This is a genomic window from Stenotrophomonas sp. YJH_SMC_29 (genome assembly GCF_059371235.1).
The window spans coordinates 45749-67007 of record NZ_JCAFUK010000008.1; the positions used below are offsets into that span (position 1 = coordinate 45749).

General features: G+C 68.1%; 19 protein-coding genes. All 19 read right to left on the reverse strand.

Going from position 1 to position 21259, the window contains the following annotated elements; all coding sequences use genetic code 11:
- Positions 1-144: 144 nt before the first annotated feature.
- Complete coding sequence (rnhB, locus tag AC5P9I_RS10510; protein ID WP_049464389.1) at positions 145-804, reverse strand: ribonuclease HII; 660 nt, start codon at positions 802-804, stop codon at positions 145-147.
- Positions 801-2003 carry a lipid-A-disaccharide synthase gene (gene lpxB / locus AC5P9I_RS10515; RefSeq protein WP_049464408.1) on the reverse strand — a complete coding sequence of 401 codons (1203 nt, stop codon included), beginning with the start codon at positions 2001-2003 and terminating at the stop codon, positions 801-803. The genes rnhB and lpxB overlap by 4 nt, the downstream gene beginning before the upstream one ends.
- A gap of 53 nt (positions 2004-2056) precedes the next feature.
- Positions 2057-2848, reverse strand: a complete 792-nt coding sequence (gene lpxA, locus AC5P9I_RS10520) for an acyl-ACP--UDP-N-acetylglucosamine O-acyltransferase (RefSeq protein ID WP_049464391.1) — start codon at positions 2846-2848, stop codon at positions 2057-2059.
- A 16-nt stretch (positions 2849-2864) separates the two neighbouring features.
- Complete coding sequence (gene fabZ / locus AC5P9I_RS10525; RefSeq protein WP_005415845.1) at positions 2865-3323, reverse strand: 3-hydroxyacyl-ACP dehydratase FabZ; 459 nt, start codon at positions 3321-3323, stop codon at positions 2865-2867.
- Positions 3320-4342 (reverse strand): UDP-3-O-(3-hydroxymyristoyl)glucosamine N-acyltransferase, encoded by a 1023-nt coding sequence (gene lpxD / locus AC5P9I_RS10530; protein WP_053506636.1) that lies wholly within the window; start codon positions 4340-4342, stop codon positions 3320-3322. Before lpxD ends, fabZ begins: the two co-directional genes overlap by 4 nt.
- 432 nt (positions 4343-4774) lie before the next feature.
- Complete coding sequence (bamA, locus tag AC5P9I_RS10535; RefSeq protein WP_049464395.1) at positions 4775-7138, reverse strand: outer membrane protein assembly factor BamA; 2364 nt, start codon at positions 7136-7138, stop codon at positions 4775-4777.
- A 74-nt stretch (positions 7139-7212) separates the two neighbouring features.
- The gene (gene rseP, locus AC5P9I_RS10540; protein ID WP_049464397.1) at positions 7213-8571 is read right to left on the reverse strand and encodes an RIP metalloprotease RseP; all 1359 of its coding nucleotides are present in this window, start codon (positions 8569-8571) and stop codon (positions 7213-7215) included.
- 55 nt (positions 8572-8626) lie between these two features.
- Complete coding sequence (locus tag AC5P9I_RS10545; protein ID WP_049464399.1) at positions 8627-9817, reverse strand: 1-deoxy-D-xylulose-5-phosphate reductoisomerase; 1191 nt, start codon at positions 9815-9817, stop codon at positions 8627-8629.
- Positions 9818-9819: 2 nt separating this feature from the next.
- Positions 9820-10656 carry a phosphatidate cytidylyltransferase gene (locus AC5P9I_RS10550; RefSeq protein WP_049464402.1) on the reverse strand — a complete coding sequence of 279 codons (837 nt, stop codon included), beginning with the start codon at positions 10654-10656 and terminating at the stop codon, positions 9820-9822.
- Entirely contained in the window at positions 10653-11420 is a 768-nt protein-coding gene (uppS, locus tag AC5P9I_RS10555) for a polyprenyl diphosphate synthase (protein WP_049464404.1), read from the reverse strand. Before uppS ends, AC5P9I_RS10550 begins: the two co-directional genes overlap by 4 nt.
- Before the next feature lie 5 nt (positions 11421-11425).
- Positions 11426-11980, reverse strand: coding sequence for a ribosome recycling factor (frr, locus tag AC5P9I_RS10560; RefSeq protein ID WP_014646499.1), 555 nt, complete (start codon positions 11978-11980; stop codon positions 11426-11428).
- 96 nt (positions 11981-12076) lie between these two features.
- The gene (gene pyrH, locus AC5P9I_RS10565) at positions 12077-12805 is read right to left on the reverse strand and encodes a UMP kinase (RefSeq protein ID WP_019659122.1); all 729 of its coding nucleotides are present in this window, start codon (positions 12803-12805) and stop codon (positions 12077-12079) included.
- A gap of 120 nt (positions 12806-12925) precedes the next feature.
- Positions 12926-14464: a GGDEF domain-containing protein gene (locus AC5P9I_RS10570; RefSeq protein WP_064237986.1), complete on the reverse strand. Its 1539-nt coding sequence runs from the start codon at positions 14462-14464 to the stop codon at positions 12926-12928.
- Between the two features lie 261 nt (positions 14465-14725).
- Positions 14726-15601: a translation elongation factor Ts gene (gene tsf / locus AC5P9I_RS10575; protein ID WP_049464983.1), complete on the reverse strand. Its 876-nt coding sequence runs from the start codon at positions 15599-15601 to the stop codon at positions 14726-14728.
- 125 nt (positions 15602-15726) lie between these two features.
- Entirely contained in the window at positions 15727-16533 is an 807-nt protein-coding gene (gene rpsB / locus AC5P9I_RS10580) for a 30S ribosomal protein S2 (protein ID WP_005408748.1), read from the reverse strand.
- 220 nt (positions 16534-16753) lie between these two features.
- Complete coding sequence (locus tag AC5P9I_RS10585) at positions 16754-17464, reverse strand: fimbrial biogenesis chaperone (RefSeq protein ID WP_049464981.1); 711 nt, start codon at positions 17462-17464, stop codon at positions 16754-16756.
- Positions 17464-17679 (reverse strand): hypothetical protein, encoded by a 216-nt coding sequence (locus AC5P9I_RS10590; protein ID WP_049464979.1) that lies wholly within the window; start codon positions 17677-17679, stop codon positions 17464-17466. Before AC5P9I_RS10590 ends, AC5P9I_RS10585 begins: the two co-directional genes overlap by 1 nt.
- Before the next feature lie 161 nt (positions 17680-17840).
- Positions 17841-18890 (reverse strand): Csu type fimbrial protein, encoded by a 1050-nt coding sequence (locus tag AC5P9I_RS10595; protein WP_049464977.1) that lies wholly within the window; start codon positions 18888-18890, stop codon positions 17841-17843.
- Positions 18887-21253, reverse strand: a complete 2367-nt coding sequence (locus AC5P9I_RS10600) for a fimbria/pilus outer membrane usher protein (RefSeq protein ID WP_049464975.1) — start codon at positions 21251-21253, stop codon at positions 18887-18889. Before AC5P9I_RS10600 ends, AC5P9I_RS10595 begins: the two co-directional genes overlap by 4 nt.
- Positions 21254-21259: the final 6 nt, after the last annotated feature.

Sequence of the window (21259 nt, forward strand, 5' to 3'; positions counted from 1 at the left end):
ATCGCATTCGCGCTATCGCTTGCCACGGTTCGCAGGCGAGCCGCGGGCCCTGTCCTGCCGTGCTTCCACACCCCCGCGTCGCTGGCGCGTCCCCCCGGCTCGGGGGCACTCCTCACCGCACGGCTTGTCGCTGTCGGCGGCCGTTCAGGCGATCGCGGGGCCGCGGGTGGTGTCCAGGCACTCACGTACCGGGGCGAAGCTGCGTCGATGCTCCATGCAGGGGCCGTGTTCACGCAGGGCGGCCAGGTGGGCCGGCGTGCCATAGCCCTTGTGCTGCTCGAAGCCGTACTGCGGGTGGCGGGCGTGGACGTCCTGCATGTAACGGTCGCGCGAGACCTTGGCCAGGATCGACGCCGCCATGATCGCGCGGTCGATGCCGTCGCCACCGATGAGCGCCTGGGCCGGCAGCACCAGGCCCTTGGGCACCACGTTGCCGTCGATGCGGGCGAAGCCGGCCACGTGGGCGACCGCTGCCACCACCTCGCGCATGCCCTGCAGGGTGGCCTGGTAGATGTTCAGGCGGTCGATGGTGTCGACGTCCACCAGCACCACGTGCCAGGCCAGCGCACGCTCGATGATGCGGTCATGCAGCTGTTCGCGGCGTGCCGCCGTCAGCTGCTTGGAGTCGTCCAGGCCGTTGATGCGTGGCCGCGACGGGTCGAACACCACCGCCGCCACTGCCACCGGCCCGGCCAGCGGGCCACGGCCGGCCTCGTCGACGCCGGCCACCAGACGCTCCGGCTCGACCACGGCCACACCGTCGAACAGGGTCAGGCTGGCTGCGGCGGCGTGACGGCGGCTCATGGCTGTGCCTGGTCGCGCATCAGCAGTTCGCCGACGGCGTCGGCGGCACGCGCCGAGGCGTTGCGGCGCAGGCGTTCGTGCAGGCGCACGTAGGTATCCTGCAGATCGGTCACCCGCTGCGGGTGGTCAAACCACTGCTGGATGGCCGCGGCCAGCCGGTCCGGCGTGCAGTCGTGCTGCATCAGTTCCGGCGCCAGGTCCTGGCCGGCCAGGATGTTGGGCAGGGCAAAGCGGTCGACCTTGATCAGCCCAAGCGCCTTCACCAGGCGATAGGTCAGCTCGTTGACGCGGTACCCGACCACCATCGGCCGCTTCACCAGCATCGCTTCCAGGGTCGCGGTGCCCGACGCCAGCACCACCACGTCGGCGGCGATCATCGCGTTGCGCGCCTGGCCATCCAGTACATGCGAGTAGGCCACCGGCAATGCCGAGCGCGACAGCTGTTCTTCAATCAGCTGCCTGCAGGCCGGATTGGCGGCAGGCACCACCACGTGCAGGCCGGGAATGCGCTCGGAAACCTGCCAGGCCGCTTCGAAGAACGGCTCGCCCAGGCGCGAGATCTCGCCCAGGCGGCTGCCCGGCAGCACGGCGAGCACCTTGGCCGAGGTCGGCAAGCCGAGCGCGGCACGCGCTTCCTCGCGGTTGCCCTGCAGCGGAATGTCATCGGCCATCGGGTGGCCGACGAAGCGCGCGTCGATGCCGTGCCTGGCATAGATCGGCGGCTCCATCGGGAACAGGCACAGCACCAGGTCGGCGCTGCTGCCGATCTTCTCGGCGCGCTTCTCGCGCCAGGCCCAGACCGAGGGGCTGACGTAATGCACGGTGCGCACGCCGCGCTGCTTCAGCCAGCGCTCGATGCCCAGGTTGAAGTCGGGTGCGTCGATGCCGATGAACACGTCCGGCTGCCAGTCCAGCGCACGCTGGCGGAACGCCGAGCGCAGCTTCAGCAGGCGCGGCAGGTGGCGCAGCACTTCGGTCAGCCCCATCACCGCCAGCTCGCTGGCATCGTGCCAGGTCTGGCAGCCAGCGCTGCGCATGGCGTCGCCGCCGATGCCGGCGAACTCGGCATTCGGGAAGCGCGCCTTCAATTCGCGCACCAGGCCTGCACCGAGCAGGTCGCCGGAGGCTTCACCGGCAACCAGCGCGATCCGCAACGGGCGCTCGCTGAGCACCCGCTGCGCAGGAACGCTGCCGGCCATCGAGGCCAGCGGGATCACCGCGGCGCCGGCCGGCGCCTGGCCGGTCACGCTGCTCATCGCAGCAGGGGCCTCTCGGCGTGCTCGATGAAGTCCAGCATCGCCTTCACGTCGTCGCTGTCACGCGCCTGTTCGGTCAGCTGCACCTTGGCCTCGGCCAGCGGCAGGCCTGCCACGTACAGCGTGCGGTAGGCACGCTTGATGGCCGAAATGCGCTCGGCGTCGAAGCCGCGGCGCTTCAGGCCTTCGCTGTTGATGCCGCGCGGGCGGCCCAGCGAATCGGTGCCGACCATGGTGAACGGCGGAACGTCGCCATTGGTCAGTGCGCCCATGCCGAGGAAGGCGTGCGCGCCGATGCGGCAGAACTGGTGGGCACCGGCGAAGCCGCTGATGATCACGTAGTCGCCCACGGTCACGTGGCCGGCCAGGGTGGTGTTGTTGGAGAACACGCAGAAATTGCCGACATGGCAGTCGTGTGCCACGTGCGTATAGGCCAGCATCCAGTTGTCGTTGCCGATGGTGGTGATGCCACCGCCGCCGCCGGTGCCGCGGTTGAGCGTGACGAACTCGCGGAACACGTTGCGGTCGCCGATCACCAGTTCGGTGCGCTCGCCGCCGAACTTCTTGTCCTGCGGCTCGCCACCGATCGCGGCGTGGCCGACGAAGCGGTTGTCGCGGCCGATCCGGGTCGGGCCGTGGATGCTGCAATGGGGGCCCACCACCGTGCCGGCATCGATTTCAACGTCGGGGCCGATCAGGGTGAAGGCGCCCACCTGGACATCGTCGGCCAGGCGTGCGGCCGGGTCGATGACGGCGGTGGGGTGGATCCGCGGTGCGTTGTCAGTCATTGCTGCCTCCAGTGGATCAGCCCTTGGCGCCGGCGCACATGACCTCGGCCGAGGCAACGACTTCGCCGTTGACCTTGGCTTCGCCGTAGTACCAGCCCATGTTGCGGATCAGGCGCTTCATCTGCACGTCCAGCATCAGCACGTCGCCGGGCACGACCTGCTTGTTGAAGCGGGCGTTTTCCACCTTGACCATGTAGAACAGCTTGGACTGCGCATCGCGGCCGAGCGTGAGCTGGGTCATGACGCCGCCGGCCTGCGCCAGCGCTTCGATGATCAGCACGCCGGGCATGATCGGGCGGCCCGGGAAGTGCCCCTGGAAGAACGGCTCGTTGATGCTGACGTTCTTCTGCGCCAGGATCCGCTTGGCCTCGACGTCGAGTTCAAGCACCCGGTCCACCAGCAGGAACGGATAGCGGTGCGGAAGCAGTTCCTGGATCTGGCAGACGTCGATCGGAAGCTGCAGCGAATCGTTCATTCTTTCTCCTTGCCAGCAGCCAGGACACGGCGAGCCAGTGCGTCGAGCTGCTTGAAGCGCGCGGCGTTCTTGCGCCACGTGCGGTTGTCGGTCAGTGGGGTGCCGGACGAGTACTCGCCCGGCTCGGTGATGGAGTTGCGGACCACCGACTTGCCGGTGATCACGACCTTGTCGCAGATCTCGAGGTGGCCGACCACGCCCACGGCGCCACCGAGCAGGCAGTAGCGGCCGATCTTGGCGCTGCCGGCGATGCCGGTGCAGCCGGCGATGGCCGAGTGCGCACCGATCTGCACGTTGTGGGCGATCTGCACCAGATTGTCCAGGCGCACATCCTCGGCGAGCACGGTGTCTTCCAGCGCGCCGCGGTCAACGCAGGTATTGGCGCCGATCTCGCAATCATCGCCGATGCGCACGCCGCCCAGCTGCGGCACCTTGATCCATTTGCCGGCATCCATGGCCAGGCCGAAGCCATCGGCGCCGAGCACGGCGCCGGGATGGATGCGCACGCGCTTGCCCAGCCTGACCCGGGTGACCAGGGTGACGCGGGCGATCAGTTCACAGCCGGTATCGAGGCTGCAGTCCTCGCCGATCACGCTGCCGGCACCGATGATGCAGTTCTCGCCGATGACGCTGCGCGCGCCGATGGTCACGAACGGGCCGATGTGGGCACTGGCAGCCACCCGTGCGTCCGGATCGATGACCGCACTGGGGTGGATGCCCGGCGGGCGGGTCGGCGCGATGTCGAACAGCGCGGCGATCTTGGCGAATGCGGTGTAGGGGTCCTTGGCCACGAGCGCGGCGCCGGGGGCGGCCTCGACATCGTCGGCACGCAGCACCACCAGCGAAGCCTGGCTGTCGGCCAGCTGGGCGCGGTAGCGCGGATTGGCGAGGAAGGTCAGCTGGCCAGGACCGGCGTGGGCGAGGGTGGCCACGCCATGGATGGCAGTGGCGGGGTCGCCATGGACCTGCAGGCCGAACTGCTCGGCGAGTTGCTGGGCGGTGTAGGTGGGAGTATTCACGGCGGGAGTTTAACGTGTGGCGCCATTTCGGTCATGCGGGGGGCATATGCAGCCAACGGCAGGGCCCCTCGCGGCCGGCAGAGCCAGTGTCATGGGCTGGGTCGGACGGGGCGGGACTGCGGGGGGCGGCGCAAGTACGTCCATGTAGCCTTGGTCGCCACATCCATGCGGCTCACACCCCCGCAGCCCCACCCCGTCCGACCTCCGACGGCCTGGCGCGAGTGCCAGCCACGGAAAAACAGAAAGATCAAAAGCAGAGCGGGCGCTTCCGGCATCCAGGCCAAACGAAAACGCCGGGCAATGCCCGGCGCTTCGCACCCCGTCTGGTGGAGAGCCCCCCTTTGTTAAGGGGGGCGCGCCAACGGCGCGGGGGATAGGTGAAATGCGCGGGCAATTCACCGGAGGTGGATCAGTTCTGAGGAACGACGTTCCTCAGAACTGGCCACCGAACGTGAATTGCAGCCGCTCGATCTTGTCATCGTCTTCCTTCTTCAGCGGGAAGGCGTAGCTGATCGAGATCGGGCCGACCGGGGCGCGCCACAGTAGCGCCACACCGGTGGATACGCGCAGTTCGTTGGCCTTGAAGTTGTCCACGCCGGTATACACGTTGCCGAAGTCGACGAAGGCAGACACGCGCGCCGACGGGCTGTCGAACAGGCGCGGGAAGTAGGCTTCCACCGAGCCGACGGTCTTCAGCGAACCACCCAGTGGCTGGCCTTCCGGATAGCCGGTGGTGACTTCGCGCGGACCCAGGGTGTTGTCCTCGAAGCCACGCACCGAGTTGGTGCCACCGGCGTAGAAGTTCTCGAAGAACGGCAGGCCGCTGGCAGTGACGGTACGGGTGGTGCCATCGGGATTGGTCAGCGTACGGGTGTAGTCCTTGCCGTAGGCATCGCCGTAGCCGATTTCGGCGCGGGTGTTGATCACCAGCGACGGCATGATCGGCCAGTACTTGCTGATCTGGTAGTTCAGCTTGTAGTACTCGATGGTCGAACCCGGCAGCGTGGTTTCCAGGCCGATGCGCTGGTAGGTACCGCGGGTCGGCATGAAGTAGTCGTTGCGGGAGTCACGCGCCCAGCCCAGCTCGGTGCGCCAGGCATGGAAGGTGCGCTTACCGACCGCGTTGATGTAGTCGATGATCGACTGCGGGGTAGAACCCTGGTACGTGGTGATCTGGTTGCTGTCGATGCCGAACATCAGCGAGACGGTGTCGGTCTCGGTCAGGGGCACGCCGAACACCACCTGCGCGGCACCGTTGGTGCTGTTGTACTGCGCGGTGTTGAAGTCGGAGTAGTCCAGTTCGCGCCAGGACAGGTTGTAGCCCAGCGACACGCCGTCATCGGTGAAGTACGGGTTGGTGTAGCTGAAACCGTAGCGCTGCAGGTAGCTGCTGCGCGAGGCTTCGACCGACACGCGGTTGCCGCCGCCGAGGAAGTTGTTCTGCGACAGCTGCACCGAGGTGGTCATGCCGTAGGACTGCGAGTAGCCCAGGCCGAACACGAAGCTGCCCGAGGTGGTTTCCTTGACGTTGTAGACGACGTCGACCTGGTCGTTGCTGCCGCTGACGGCCGGGGTTTCCACTTCCACCGATTCGAAGTAGCCCAGGCGCTGCAGGCGGATCTTGGAGCGGTCGATCGCGGCCTGCGAGTACCAGCTGTTCTCGAACTGGCGCATTTCGCGGCGCATCACCTCATCGGAGGTGCGGGTATTGCCACGGAACAGGATGCGGCGCACCGACACGCGCGGGCCGGGCACGACCTGCATGTTGATGGCGACGGTCTGCTCGGCGCGGTTGGTGGTCGGGATCGGGTTCACCTTGGCGAACGCGTAGCCGATGTTGGACAGCGAGTTGGTGATGGTGTCCGAACTGAATTCCAGCAGCGCACGCGAGAACGTGTCACCGGACTTCTGGACCACCATGCGCTCGACATCCTCCTGGGGAAGGATGGTGTCGCCGCTGACCTTGATCTCGGAGATCTTGTACTGCGCGCCCTCGGTAACGCCCGCAGTCAGGAACATGTCGCGCTTGTCGGGGCTGATCGAAACCTGGGTGGAATCGATGCTGAAGTCGACGTAGCCGCGGTCGAGGTACCAGGAGTTGAGCTTTTCCAGATCGCCGGACAGCTTCTCCTTCGAGTACTGGTCGTCACGGCGGTACCACGACGCCCAGTTGTGCTCCTTCGACTCCCAGGTGTCGAGGATGTCCTTGCTGTCGTACTTCTCGGTGCCGACCAGGTTGACGTGGCGGATCTTGGCCGCCTTGCCTTCCTTGATGGCAATGGCGATGTCCACGCGGTTGCGGTCCAGCGGGCTCACCGTCGGGGTGATGTCGACGTTGTACTTGCCGCGGTCGTTGTACTGCCGGCGAAGTTCCTGGGTCACGCGGTCCAGGCTCAGGCGATCGAAGGTGCCACCCTCGGTCAGGCCGATGTCGGACAGGCCCTTGAGCAGCTGGTCGGACTTGATGTCCTTGTTGCCGGTCACGGTCAGCTTGTTGATCGCCGGGCGTTCCTTGACGGTCACCACCAAGATCGTGCCCTGGCGGTCCAGCTGCACGTCTTCGAAGAAGCCGGTCTTGTACAGGGCGCGGATCGTCTCGCCGACCTTGTTGTCGGTGACCGTCTCGCCACGCTCCACCGGCAGGTAGGTGAATACCGTGCCCGAGCTGATGCGCTGCAGGCCGTCGACGCGGATGTCGCTGACAGTGAAGGGCTCGGCTGCCTGGGCCAGGGCGGGAGCGCCGGTGACGGCGGCGAGGGCGAGGGCCAGCAGGCGGCGATTGGGGAGTCGCGTCATGTCACGTCCGGTAGGAAGGTCGATTTCATTGGTGCGGGATGCCGACGCTGTAGACGGCAACAACGTGGAAAAGTTCATCGCGGGACCAGGCCGAGGATGTCGTTGTAGAACGCCAACCCCATCAGCCCGGCCAGCAACGCCAGGCCGATGTACTGGCCGGCGGCGATGGCACGCTCGCTCAGCGGGCTGCCCTTGACCAACTCGATAAGGTAATACAGCAGGTGCCCGCCGTCCAAGATCGGAATCGGCAGCAGGTTGATGATGCACAGGCTCAGCGACAGCAGGGCCAGGAACTGCAGGAACCAGTCGAGGCCGCGCTGGGCCGAGACATTGGCCACGCGGGCGATGGTGACCGGCCCGGAAACGTTCTGCAGCGAGGCCTTGCCGGTCACGATGCGGGCCATCATGCCCAGTGAGTCGGCGGCCAGGCGGCCGGTCTCGCGCACCGCCACGGTCACCGCATCGAGCGGGCCATAGCGCAGCAGGGTGTCATAGGCCGGGCTGTAGCGGGTGGGGAAGCCGACGCCGATCTGCCAGACCGGGTCGCCCTTGCCATCCTTGCCCTGGCGCGGGGTGACCTCCAGCGCCAGCCGCTCGCCGCCGCGCAGGACCTCGATCATGCCCGGGCCGCCGGCGCGGCCCAGGGCCTGGATCTCGCCGATCACCTGGTCGACGCTGTCGATGCGCTGGCCGTCGATGGCCACGATCAGGTCGCCCGGCTGCAGCTGCCCGGCCACCACGGAATCGGCGGTGAGCGAATCGACCAGGGCCGGTTGCAGCCAGGACTGCCAGTACAGGCCGGCCAGGATCGGGACCCGCCGTTCATCGAAACCGGCTGGCAGCTGCGACAGCGGCAGCGTGCGCACGCGCACCTGGTCGGCCGGGTCCAGCACTTCCAGCTTCACGTCACGCCGGTCCATCGCCGCGGCAGTCAGCGCCATGCTGGCCTCGCCGAGGGTGGCCACCGGGCGCTCGTCCACGCGCAGCACGCGGTCGCCGCTGGCCAGGCCGGCGCTGGCGGCGATGCCGCTGACACGCCCGATGGTGGGCGAGTAGTCCTGCTTGCCGATCACGAACATCGCCCACAGCAGCAGAATGCACAGCAGCAGGTTGGCGATCGGGCCGGCAGCGACAATGGCGATGCGCTGCCAGACGGTCTTGTGGTTGAAGGCCTGGCCGCGCTCGTGCGGGTGGACCTCGACCTCGCGTTCGTCGAGGAACTTCACATAACCGCCCAGCGGAATGGCGGCGATCGCGAACTCGGTACCGTGCCGGTCGCGGCGCGACCACAGCGGCCGGCCGAAGCCCACCGAGAAGCGCAGGATCTTGACCCCGCACAGGCGCCCGACCCAGTAATGCCCGAACTCGTGGAACGTGACCAGCAGCCCGAGGCTGACAATCATCCACCAGACCGATCCGATGAAGTCAGTCATGCAGGCTCACAGTGGCGGGCAGGGGCGGCGGCGTCATGCGGGGCTAGGCGGTCGTTCAGGCGGCGTCGATGGCGTTCAGGGTGAGCTGGCGTGCCCGCTGGTCGGCGGACAACAGGACCTCCAGTGTATCGGCTGGCTCGGTCGGCAGTGTTGAAAGCGCGTTAGCAACCAGCGCCGGGATGGTCAGGAAACCGATCCGGCCCTGAAGAAACGCTGAAACCGCCTCTTCATTGGCGGCGTTCAGCACCGCAGGCGCGGTGCCGCCGGCCTGCATCGCCTGCCAAGCCAGCGCCAGGCAGGGGAAGGCGTCGGTATCCGGGGCCTCGAAATCCAGCCGGCCCTGGGCCAGCAGGTCCAGCCCGGCCACGCCCGATTCGATGCGCTGCGGCCAGCCCAGGCCAACGGCGAGAGTGGTGCGCATGTCCGGCAGGCCCATCTGGGCCAGGGTCGAGCCGTCGACGAATTCGACCAGCGAATGGACCAGGCTCTGCGGGTGCACCAGTACCTCGATGCGCTCGCCGGGCACGCCGAACAGGTGATGGGCCTCGATGACTTCCAGGCCCTTGTTCATCAACGTCGCCGAATCGACCGAGATCTTCGGCCCCATCGACCACTTGGGGTGGGCAACGGCCTGTGCCGGGGTGACCTGGGCCAGTTCGGCGCGGCTGCGGCCGCGGAACGGGCCGCCGGAGGCGGTCAGCAGGATCCGGCGCACGCCGGCGCCGTCGACGCTGGCATCGCGCGAGCGCAGGCACTGGAAGATCGCGCTGTGTTCGCTGTCGATCGGGATGATTTCGGCGCCGGCATGCTCGGCGGTGCGGGTCAGCAGTTCGCCGGCCAGCACCAGTGATTCCTTGTTGGCCAGCAGGATGCGCTTGCCCGCGGCCGCCGCGGCCAGGGTCGAGGACAGGCCGGCGGCACCGACGATGGCCGCAACCACGGTATCGCAGGCGTCGCTGGCGGCCAGCTGGTCCAGCGCGGCCTGGCCGGCATGGGGCTCGGTGGCCAGGCCGGCGTCGCGCAGGCCGTCGCGCAGCTCGGCATACAGCGATTCATCGGCGATGACCGCATGGGCCGGCGCATGCTGGCGGCACAACGCCAGCAGCGCCTGCACCTGGCGCCCGGCGGCCAGCACGGTGGCCCGGTAGCGCTGCGGGTGGCGGGCGATCACGTCCAGCGTGGAGGCACCGATCGAACCGGTGGCGCCGAACACGGCGACCCGGCGCAGGTCTGCAGCTGCATTCATGGTCAGAACCCGAAGATTTCCTTGCCCAGCGCGAACACCGGGACCGCGGCCAGGACGCCGTCGACACGGTCGAGCACGCCGCCATGGCCCGGGATCAGGTGGCCCGAGTCCTTGGCCCCGGCGTGTCGCTTGATCAGGCTCTCGAACAGGTCGCCCAGCACCGAGGCGAACACGGCCACCACCGAGGTGATCAGCAGGCCCGGCAGGTGCGCGGCATCGATGCCGGCCAGCCAGCCCAGGCCGACGGCCACGGCGACACCGGCCAGCAGGCCGCCGAACAGGCCTTCCCAGGTCTTGTTGGGGCTGATCCGCGGCGCCAGCTTGTGCCTGCCGAAATGGCGGCCGGCGAAATAGGCGCCCGAGTCGGCCGCCCACACCAGCGCCAGCGCGGCCAGCAGCCACAGGTGGCCCTGTTTGCCCGGCGGGTCGCCGCCGGCATGGATCAGCACCAGGGCGGCCCAGGCCGGGACGATGGCCAGGGTGCCGGCCGCCATCTTCAGGATCCGCGAGGGCGCCGACGGCTGTGCGCCGAAGTTGAAGAAGCGCAGCCAGACCAGCGCGGCCAGCCACCAGCCAACACCGGCCAGGGTGGTTATCTGGAACAGCACCAGCGTGCTGCCGTCGGCCCAGACCAGCAGCACCATCAGCAGCAGGTTCAGCACCAGCAGCACGGTCCGCGCCAGGGTGTCTTCGATGCCGGCCAGCTTCAGCCATTCCCACAGGCCGATCAGCAGCACGGCGGCGGCAGCGGCAGCCAGCCACTGCGTGGGCAGCAGCAGGATCGCCGCGATGGCAACCGGTGCCATGATCAGCGCGGCAAGGACTCGGGTCTTGGTCATGGGCTGGAAGTCTCGGTGGCCAGTGCGGCGATCTGGGCGCTGGTCAGGCCGAAACGACGCTCGCGGCCGGCGTAGGCGTCCAGCGCCTGCTGCAGCTGATCGGCATCGAAGTCCGGCCACAGGGCCTCGGTGAACCACAGCTCGGTATACGCCAGCTGCCACAGCAGGAAGTTGCTGATGCGGGTGTCGCCACCGGTGCGGATGAACAGGTCCGGCGGCGGCAGGTCGGCCAGGGCAACCTGGCTGCCCAGCAGCGCTTCGTCGATCTGCTCGGGCAGCAGGCGACCGGCCGCCACTTCGACGGCCAGGGCGCGCGCGGCGCGGGCGATGTCCTGGCGGCCGCCATAGCTGGCGGCGATCGACAGGGTCAGGGTGGTGTTGTCGGCGGTGCGCTGCTCGGCCAGCTGCATGCGGCTGACCAGCCCGGCACCGAAGCGCTCGCGTTCGCCGATGAAGCGCACGCGCACGCCACGCCGGTGCAGCTCGTCCACTTCGCGGTCGAGCGCGCCGAGGAACAGCTTCATCAGCGCATCCACTTCCTCCTGCGGCCGGCCCCAGTTCTCGCTGGAGAAGGCAAACAGGGTCAGCGCGGGAATGCCCAGTTCAAGGCAGCGCTCGATGGTGCGGTTGACCGCGCGCGCGCCGGCACGGTGGCCGATCACGCGCGGGCGACGGCGCTGCTGTGCCCAGCGCCCATTGCCATCCATGATGATGGCAAGGTGACGGGGCAGGGCGGACGGCAACGGAGGCGGGACTGAAGGCATCGACTTCAGACCGACAGCAGTTCTTTTTCCTTGTCGGCAACGACCTTGTCGACGTCCTTGATGTTGGCGTCGGTCAGCTTCTGGATGTCGTCTTCGCCGCGCTTCTTCTCGTCTTCGCTGATCGCCTTGTCCTTGACCAGCTTGGCGATTTCCTTGTTCGCGTCCTGACGGATGTTGCGGATCGCGATCTTGGCGCCTTCGCCTTCCTTCTGCACCTGCTTGGCCAGCTCCTTGCGGCGCTCTTCGGTCGGCGGCGGCATGTTGATGCGGATCGCGGTGCCCAGCGTGTTCGGAGTGAACTCGGCGTTGTAGAGCCCCTTTTCGATCTCCTTGATCATGCCTTTGTCGAACGGGGTGACCAGCAGCGAGTGCGCGTCGGCGTTGGAGATCGACGCGACCTGGTTCAGCGGGGTGCTGGCGTTGCCATAGGCGCTGACCGTCACGCGGTCCAGCAGGGCCGGGGTAGCGCGGCCGGTCCGGATGGAGGTGAGGGTGTGCTTCAGAGCGTCAATGCTCTTGGCCATGCGCGTCTGCGCGTTGTTCTTGATGTCGTTGAGCATCGCCCGGTCCTGGGTGTCACTGGAATCGGGCGATTATAGGCGAATACGGGACGCTGCCGGGCCTGAATCGGCCCGGTTGTCGCTTTGCGCTCAGGCTCAGGCCGGGTCGCGGCCCTGGACCAGGGTGCCGATGTTCGCGCCGCTGAGGATCTTCAGCAGCTCGCCCGGCTGGCCCATGTCGAACACGCGCATCGGCAGGTCGCTGTCGCGGGCCAGTGCAAAGGCGGCGGTGTCCATCACTTCCAGGCCGCGGCGGATCACTTCGTCGTAGCTCAGGCTATCGAAGCGGACCGCGTCGCTGTGCTTGTTCGGATCCTTGTCGTACACGCCATCGACCTTGGTGGCCTTCAGCAGCAGGTCCGCACCGATTTCGATGGCACGCAGGGCGGCGCCGGAATCGGTGGTGAAGAACGGGCTGCCGACGCCGGCGGCGAAGATGACCAGGCGGCCCTTTTCGAGGTGGCGGATGGCGCGGCGGCGGATGTAGTCCTCGCACACGTCGTTGATCTTGATCGCGCTCATCACCCGGGCCTTGGCGCCTAGCTTCTCCAGCGCGTCCTGCATGGCCAGGGCGTTGATGACCGTGGCCAGCATGCCCATCTGGTCGCCGGTGACCCGGTCCATGCCGCCGGCGGCCAGGCCGGCGCCGCGGAAGATGTTGCCGCCGCCGATCACCAGGGCCACTTCGGCGCCGGCCTGCTGGGCTTCGATGACCTCGCGGGCCAGCCGGTTGATGACCTTCGGGTCGATGCCGTAGTCCTCGTCTCCCATCAGCGCCTCCCCGGACAGTTTCAGAAGGATGCGGCGATAGGCGAGCTTGGACATGGGGACCTCGGGTGCGTGGAAATCGCGGGCGATTCTACGCGCATGCGGCGTCGGGCCAAAGTGTTTTGTGCACTGCGGCGCAGAATCCGGAGGTTGGCCCCGGTCCGTGGGGCGTCCCGTTCAGCCGAGTTCGGCGCTGGCCGTGGCCGACAGCTCGTCGTGGCCAAGGGCCCCCGGCGAGCGCGCGATCACCCGGTTGCGGCCCAGGTTCTTGGAGCGGTACAGCACGTCATCGGCGGCGCGCAGCAGGTCCTGCACGTCAGCGAAGCGCTCGTAACCGCCCTGGGTTGCCACGCCGGCGGAGAAGGTGACGAACAGCGGCCCGCCCTCCAGCTCGGCCATCGGCGTGGCGACGATGTTGGCCAGCACCCGGCGGATCACGTCCAGGGCCACGCTTTCGCTGGTATTGGGCAGCAGTGCGACGAACTCCTCGCCGCCGAAGCGCGCCACGGTGTCGCTGTTGCGCAGCTGGCCCTGCAGCTTGCCGGCGAAGGCGCGCAGCACCTCGTCGCCGGTGAGGTGGCCGTGGGCGTCGTTGATCTTCTTGAAATCATCCAGGTCGATGAAGGCGACCGACAGCGGCCAGCCCTGGCGCCCGGCGCGCAGGAATTCCTGCTCCAGCACCGCTTCCAGCTGGCGGCGGTTGAGCACGCCGGTCAATGCATCACGATGGGCCTGGTCGGCCAGGCGCTTGGCCCGCGCTTCGAATTCGTCGGCGCGACGGCGTGCCTGGTCGGCATCCTGCAGTTCGCGCAGGTTGCGCAGGGTGGCCAGCTCCTGCGCGTGATCGATCAGCTCGCGCACCCGCAGCGGTGAATTGAGGCCGGCATCGAACAGGCTGGCGATGTCGGGCAGGGCCTCGCTGATGCGGGTCAGCACCTGGTCGAAGCGCGCGCTGTCCAGTTCCAGGCGGTCGTGCACCTGGTGCAGGGCGCGCTCGCGCGCCGCATCGGCGTCGGCGTCCAGCCAGATGTCGGCCACCGCGCCGGACAGCTGCACGCACGCCTGGAACGGCGATCCGGCGGCGTCCTCGTCCTCGCTGAGGCGGATGCTCTCCACCAGGTAGCGCGGCAGGCCCCATTGCTCGGCCACCCAGGCGCCGACGTCGGCATGGCTGCAGCCCAGTTCGTCGCGCTCGCGGGCGACCAGGTCGGTGTTGTCGCGCGCTTCGCGCAGCAGGGGCAGGTATCGCTCCGACTCGGCCTGGGCCAGGCACAGCACGCCCAGGTCCTGCAGCAGGCCGGCCAGCATCAGCTCTTCCAGCCTGCGCAGGCCGCGCGCCTGGCCCAGCTGGCTGGCGGCCAGCGCGCTGAGGATGCTGCGCTTCCACGCGCGCTGGCGCAGGTCGTGGTCGGCGCCGCTGCCGCCGGTCAGGCCCTGGGTGACAGTGAAGCCCAGGGCGAGGCTGATCGTGGCGTTCAGGCCCAGCATGGTCAGCGCCTGGCCGAGGTTCTCGATGCGGCGGCGGCTGGCATACAGCGGCGAATTGGCGATGCGCAGCATGCGAGCACTCAGCGCCATGTCGATGGCGATGATGTCGGCGGCGGTGGCGATGTCCGCTTCCGGGTCCTGCGCCAGTTCGATGATGCGCAGGGCAATACCGGGGGGCGAAGGCAGGTTGCGGCAGAGCGCCAGGGCAGCTGTCAGCTCGGGAGGCATGTCGGGTCGTTCAATTCCATTGGGACAAGAATACCTAGGAACGCATCACAGTCCGCGATTTTCCTTCCTGCTATGTGACTGCGGTTTCCCTGCGCCGAGTATCGGCTTGATTCGCGCGCAACGCAAAGATCCCTGGTGCCGGGCTGTGCCCGGCGCCGCTGTGCGCACCCGCGGTGCGCAGCCACCGGTGCAGTGGGCACAAAAAAAGAGCCGCGGTTTCCCGCGGCTCCTTCTGGTCGCATCACAGCCGGAAGGCTGGAATCAGACCTGCATCGCCTTGGCAACTTCGGCGGCGTAGTCTTCCACCACCTTCTCGATGCCTTCGCCGACGATCAGCAGCTTGAAGCCTGCCACGTCCGCGCCAGCGGCCTTGACCACCTGCTCGACGGTGGTGTCGCCCAGCACGTAGGTCTGGCCGTACAGGGTCACGTCGCTGACGATCTTGTTGATCTTGCCGCTGATGATCTTTTCCAGGATGTCGGCCGGCTTGGCCTTGTCCTTCTCGGTCATCTTGGCCAGCTCGATTTCCTTTTCCTTCTCGACGAACTCGGCCGGGACGTCCGCAGCCTTGTTGTGCGGCGGCTTCAGCGCGGCCACGTGCATGGCCAGGCCACGGGCCAGCTCGACGTCGCCGCCGATCAGGTCGACCAGCACGCCGACCTTGCCGTTGGTGTGGACGTAGGCACCGATGTTGCCGGTGGTGTCGACCTTGACCATGCGGCGGATCTGGATGTTCTCACCCAGGGTCTGCACGGCGGTGGCGCGGGCTTCCTCGACGGTGCGGCCGTCGGCCAGCGTGGCGGCCTTCACGGCTTCGACGTCGTTGGCGCCCGATGCCAGGGCAGCAGCGGCGACGGCGTTGACGAAGGACTTGAAGTTGTCATCGTTGGCGACGAAGTCGGTTTCCGAGTTGACTTCGATCAGCACGGCCTTGCCGCCGTCCTGGGCCAGGCCCAGCCGGCCTTCGGCGGCCACGCGGTCAGCCTTCTTGTCGGCCTTGGCAGCGCCGGACTTGCGCATGGCTTCAGCAGCGGCGTTGATGTCGCCGTTGGCTTCGGTAAGCGCCTTCTTGCATTCCATCATGCCGGCGCCGGTGCGCTCGCGCAGTTCCTTGACCAGGGAAGCAGTGATTTCCACGGGATTACCTCACGAAAGAAAGGGGTTGGGCCGGCATGGTGGCCGGCCCGTGTGACACGGTCCTGTCACGCGCCGATGGCTGCGTGCAGGGAGGGTGGACGCCGGGCGTCCACCCGGGGCCTGGATCAGGCCTGGGCGTCGTCGCCCTTCTTGGCAGCCTTCTTGGCCGGAGCGCGGCGGGCCGGCTTCTCTTCGCCTTCAGCAGCGGCTTCAGCGAACTCTTCCTCGCGCACCGAAGCGGCGTGCGGGGCAGCCGCCTTGCCTTCCAGCACGGCGTCGGCAGCAGCGCGGGCGTACAGCTGCACAGCGCGGATGGCGTCGTCGTTGCCCGGGATGGCGTAATCAACCAGTTCCGGGTTGTAGTTGGTGTCGACCACGGCGATGACCGGGATGCCCAGCTTCTTGGCTTCCTTGATCGCGATGTCTTCGTGGCCGATGTCGATCACGAAGATGGCGTCCGGCAGGCGGTTCATGTCCTTGATGCCGCCCAGCGAGGCTTCCAGCTTGTCGCGCTCGCGGCGCAGGCCCAGCACTTCGTGCTTGACCAGCTTCTCGAAGGTGCCGTCGGTTTCACCGGCTTCCAGTTCCTTCAGGCGGGCAACCGACTGCTTGACGGTACGGAAGTTGGTCAGGGTGCCGCCCAGCCAACGCTGGTTCATGAACGGCATGCCGCAACGCTCGGCTTCTTCCTTGATGGTTTCGCGGGCGCTGCGCTTGGTGCCCAGGAACAGGACGGTGCCACGCTTCTGGGCAACCGACGAGATGAAGTTCATCGCATCGTTGAACAGCGGGACGGTCTTTTCCAGGTTGATGATGTGGATCTTGCCGCGGGCGCCGAAGATGTACGGAGCCATCTTCGGGTTCCAGTAGCGGGTCTGGTGGCCGAAGTGGACGCCGGCTTCCAGCATCTGACGCATGGTGACCTGGGGCATTGCAATACTCCTGATATGGAACCAGCGATTCCGCCCGCGGGGATAGGTATGCGGGACGCGTGGAAGCGCGATCGGTTCCGGGGTTGGGCTTCCCTGTTGCCTCCGTGGCCGAACTCCTTGCGGAGCACCCCGGCACGGATGGGGGCAGCAGGTGTGGATTCACCGGTGACGTCCGGTGTGGACGGGCTCCCGCGCACGCAGGCGGCAGGAATCCGGTCGATTATAGCCCGTCGCGGGCACGTGCTGCAATCGCAGGGGCGGGCGTGACCAGATCAATGTCGCGGCCGTCCTGCAGGCGGGCCTGGAAGCGGCCACCTGCGTAGCCATCGGCGCGGGCGGGCAGGGGCCATCGGCGATCATGCCCGGCCAGGATGTAGCCGGCCAGCCCGGGCAGCAACAGCGATGATCGGCCGTCCGCGGTGACGAAGCGCAGATCATGCAGGCGAGCGTGCAGATTACCGGAATTGCCGAGTCGCAGAGTGGTTTGCGACGCGTACGCCTCAAGGCGGCCCTGTACCAGGGCCTGCCGGGGCGGCGTCGCCGGGCCGCGGAACAGCGGCAGGGAATAGCGCGGCAGGCCTGGCAGCGCGGGCGCCAGGACGATCCGATAGGCCTGTTCGGCGGTTGCCGGCACGGGGTCGCCGGGCAGCAGCCAGACGCGCTGGGTGCCGCCAGGTGCCAGGTCCAGCTGCGCAGGGCTGACCCGGATCTGGTCGCTCGGGTGCAGTCGTTCGGCGTCCAGCTGCTGATCCCAGGCCAGCACCTGCACCCGGCCCTGCCAGCGGCCGGGGCCGGGATTGTGCAGCCACAGTTCGGCACGGCCACCTTCGGCTGGCAGCTGCAGGGTGGTTGGCAGCAGATCCAGCGCTGCGGCGGGCAGGGCCAGCAGCAGGGCCAGCAGCAGGGCCAGCAGGAGCAGCAGCGCGCGCATCAGTAAATGAGCGTCACGGCCGGCCTTTCATCGTCGTCTGCCGCAGGCGGCGCGAGGTCGCGGACCTGGGGCGGCAGCTGCGGTGCGTCGCTGCGCTGGTGCGGCGCCGGGCAGCCGGTGCCACCGGCGTCATCACTGCAGGCGTCGACCACGGTCAGCCGGATCTGCAGGGGGCTGCTGGGTTCGGCCCATGCCGGCGTGCTGGCGACCAGCATCGCCCCGATCAGAAATGCGCGAACCACCTGCCAACCACCGTGCTGAAAGATATCGCTGCGCGGTATCGGCCGGATGGGCCGGAACTGTAGCGCCGAGCCCGTACCCGGCGTGCCGGGTGCCAGAAAGTGCAGCCGAGCATGGGCGTGGCGCTACCGGGGGCTCAATAGGTGATCGTTACCTGCACCAGATCGTTGTAGGTGCCCGCGGGCGGCTGGCCGCTGACCGGCGGCACCCGGCCATAAATGGTCAGCTGCTGTGCGCTGCCCGTGCCGGTGCCGCTGGCCGTGTCGACGGTCAAGGTATTGCCCCAGCGCAGGCTCCGCGCCGAGTCCCGGTACAGCTCGTAGGGAAGGTAATAGGTGCTGCCGCCGACGGTGGTGGCCATGCGCCGGATCGGAGTGGCGGCAGGATTGTTCTGGCCATTGTTGAGGCCGACCTGGAAGGCGGTGTTCTTCAGGCAGGTCAGGGTGAGGGTGGCGGTCCGGTCGATGTTGGCCGGAATGCCGCCGGTGACGTTGCCGAAGTTCATGGTGGTGGTGACGTAGCTGCCACATTGCGGCAGCACGTTGGCGGTGGCGGTGAAGCTGAAGGCTGCACTCGCGCTGTTGGTGCCGGTGGCGCCGCCATTGCAGGTGGCGGGCACGGTAGCGGTACCGAGCAGGACTTCGTTCCAGGCCCAGGTCAGGACCACGTTGGCCCCGCTGAAGGTACTGCTGTACGCGCCGGAGGCCAGGACCTGGTTGGCCGGGATCTGCCCGAACAGCTGCACCGACTGCGCACCGCTGCCGCCCGTCACCAGCGGCACGTTGTAGGTCATGGTCAGTTCCTGCGCCGGTGGCGTGCCGCGCGGCACCAGTCCGGTGACCTGGCCGAAGCTGGCGTTGTTGTACAGCTGGAAATTCAGGGTGTCACTGCTGGTGGTGGTCATCGTGCGGAAGGTGGAACTGCTGCCGCCACCACTGCCGGCGCCCACGCCCACGCAGACGCGCACGCCGGTCGTCGCCAGCAGGCTCAGCGCGGCGGTGGTACAGGTCACCGTGATGTTGAGGTTGGCCGTGCTGGGGCCGGGCGCATTGCTGTTGATGTTGCCGAACGGCAGGGTCGGGTCGGCGACTGCCGTGCAGACCGCGGTGGCACGCGCGGGCGCCGGCGCCAGCAGGCTGCCCAGCAGGATGACGGCCAGCAGCACGGCCCACCGGGCGTGCCTCATGGCGCCACCTCCGGGATGCACTGCTGCGGCGCCGGCTTCGGCCGCGCGCCGGACGCCACCACCTTGGGCAGGTCCGGCACTTTCACCCGGCAGGGGCCGCGGCTGGTGGTGACATACAGCACGCTGCCGGCGACAACGTCTTCCAGATAGAGCAGGCCGTCGTAGCCGACCGTGGCCTGGCGGCCATCGGGCAACCGCACCTCGCTGCCGACCTCCAGCGGCTGTCCGTCCATTGCCAGCAGGGTCAGGCTCAGTGACGGCCGCGAGCGCAGCTGGAAGGTGACGCGGGTACCGGCGCGCTGGCGCGGGGTCACCCAATCCTCGATGCGATCGGCGCGCATGTCCTCGGGCAGGTCCAGGGTATCGATCGAGACACGATTACGCTGCCAGGACAGCAACGGGCTGACCAGCAGCAGGCCGCGATCATCGGTGACGCCGATCAGGCGGTTCTCCAGCCGCACCGGCACGCCGCCGACGCCATTGGTGCTGATCACCGCGAACGCGTCCGACACCTCGCGCGTGGCGAAGGTGTGGCCGCCCATCCACACCACGCTGCCACTGGCGCTGGCGTAGGCATAGTTCAGCCCGCCCTGGCGCGAGGCGCCGAACGAATAGCGGCCGACATCGTTGAGGATGCCGACCTCGGCCAGGCCGCCGTTGCCGTCCTCGCCGTGGCGCAGCTGCGCGCGCCAGCCGACGCCGCCCGCGCTGCCGTCGCCCGGGACCGGCTGGGTCACGTCCGCCACCCAGCTCTGGCTATCGCCGTTGCGTTGGCTCGAGAGGCTGGCCTGGCGGTTGTTGCCCAGGCTGGCGGTCACCGACAGGTAGATGCTGCGGTCGTCGCTGCGGTCCAGGTTCTGGTTCAGCGACAGGTAGGCCGACCAGCGCTGGCTCCAGCTGCGTGACCAGAACAGGCTGGCGTAGCGGTTGTCGTCGCCGTCGGGGTAGCGCAGGCGCAGGTAGCTTGCGCTGAGCGTGCCCAGCCGCAGCAGGTCCAGGCCCAGCGTGGCCTGTTCACTGATGCTCGGCGGCAGGTTGCCCTGCAGCGCACCCAGGTCGCGGTAGTCGCCGTGGCTGCGCACGCTGCGCAGGTTGACGTTGAAGCGGCGGTTGTTCCAGCTGTAGCCCAGCGCCCATTGCCCGCCCTGCAGGCCGTGGTAATCACTGCGTGCATAGGCCGCATTGAACACGCCGGCCGTGCCGAGCAGCCACCAGCCGCCGACGCCGGCCTGGGCCAGGCCGCCGCCGCCTTCGGCATGCGCCTCGCCAGTGAAGGTATCGCTGATGCCTCCGCGCCAGCTGGCACTGGCCACGGTGCGATCGTCGTAGGCGAAGGAGCGCTGTCCAAAGTCCTCGCGCAGGTGGCCGACGCCGGCCGACCAGTCCGAAAGGCCCTTGGCCAGGAGCTGCTGGGTGCCATAGAAACTGAAATCCAGCGTCTGCATGCGGCCGAAGGCATCGGTTACCACCACCTGCGCATTACCGGTGCCGCTGATCCCGGGCTGTGCCGCCAGCTGGAACGGGCCGACCGGTACCTGCCCGCTGTACTGGCGCAGGCCGTCCACGTACAGCTCGACCGTGGAGGGCACCACGGCCTGGCCGAGGAAGCTCGGCGTGGGCGTCAGTACGCGGTAGGGCTGCAGCCCGTAGTTGCGGCCGATCTGCAGCCCGCCCAGGCGCACCGGGCGGGTCCAGTCGACGAAGCCGCTGTAGAAGTCACCGACCTCCAGGGTCGTTGCGCTGTCGGGGAAGTCCAGGCTCCAGCGGGTGTCCAGCCGCACGCTTTCGCCGCGCCAATGGCGATCACCGGGTTGCTGGTAGCGACGGCTGATGGCGGTGTTCTCAAAAGTCCCGTTGCCGATGCCGAACACGCGCAGCTCCGAGCTCAGGCTGAGATTGCCCAGTGTGTCCACCCGGCTGCCGTAGACGTCGTAGTTGAGCAGCACGCCGGGCGAGGCAGTGCCGGCCGGCGCACGCGCCTGCGGCCGGCTGAGCACCGTGGTCGGCAGGGTCAGCTGGTCCAGTGGTACATCCAGCGCCAGGGTCTGCATGTGCGCGTCGTAGCGCACCACCGCGCCGCTGATCTGATCCAGGTAGACCGGTGCATCGCCGCTGGCATTGAAGCCGAGCTGGCGCAACACCTCGGGGCTGGCCTGCAGCCGGCCGCGGTTCTCGATGAACGGCAGCAGGCCGCGTGGCGTGCTGTTGAGCGACACATCCAGGTACAGCGTCTGGCTGGCGGTCAGCGGGGTCGGGGGCGGCAGCACGGCGTCGGCCGATACGCCGGAGACATCGGCGGCGACGCCGGAGACATCGGCGGCTGCGGTCGCCGCGGGAGCCAGGGCCGCCAGCACTGCGCCCATCAACGC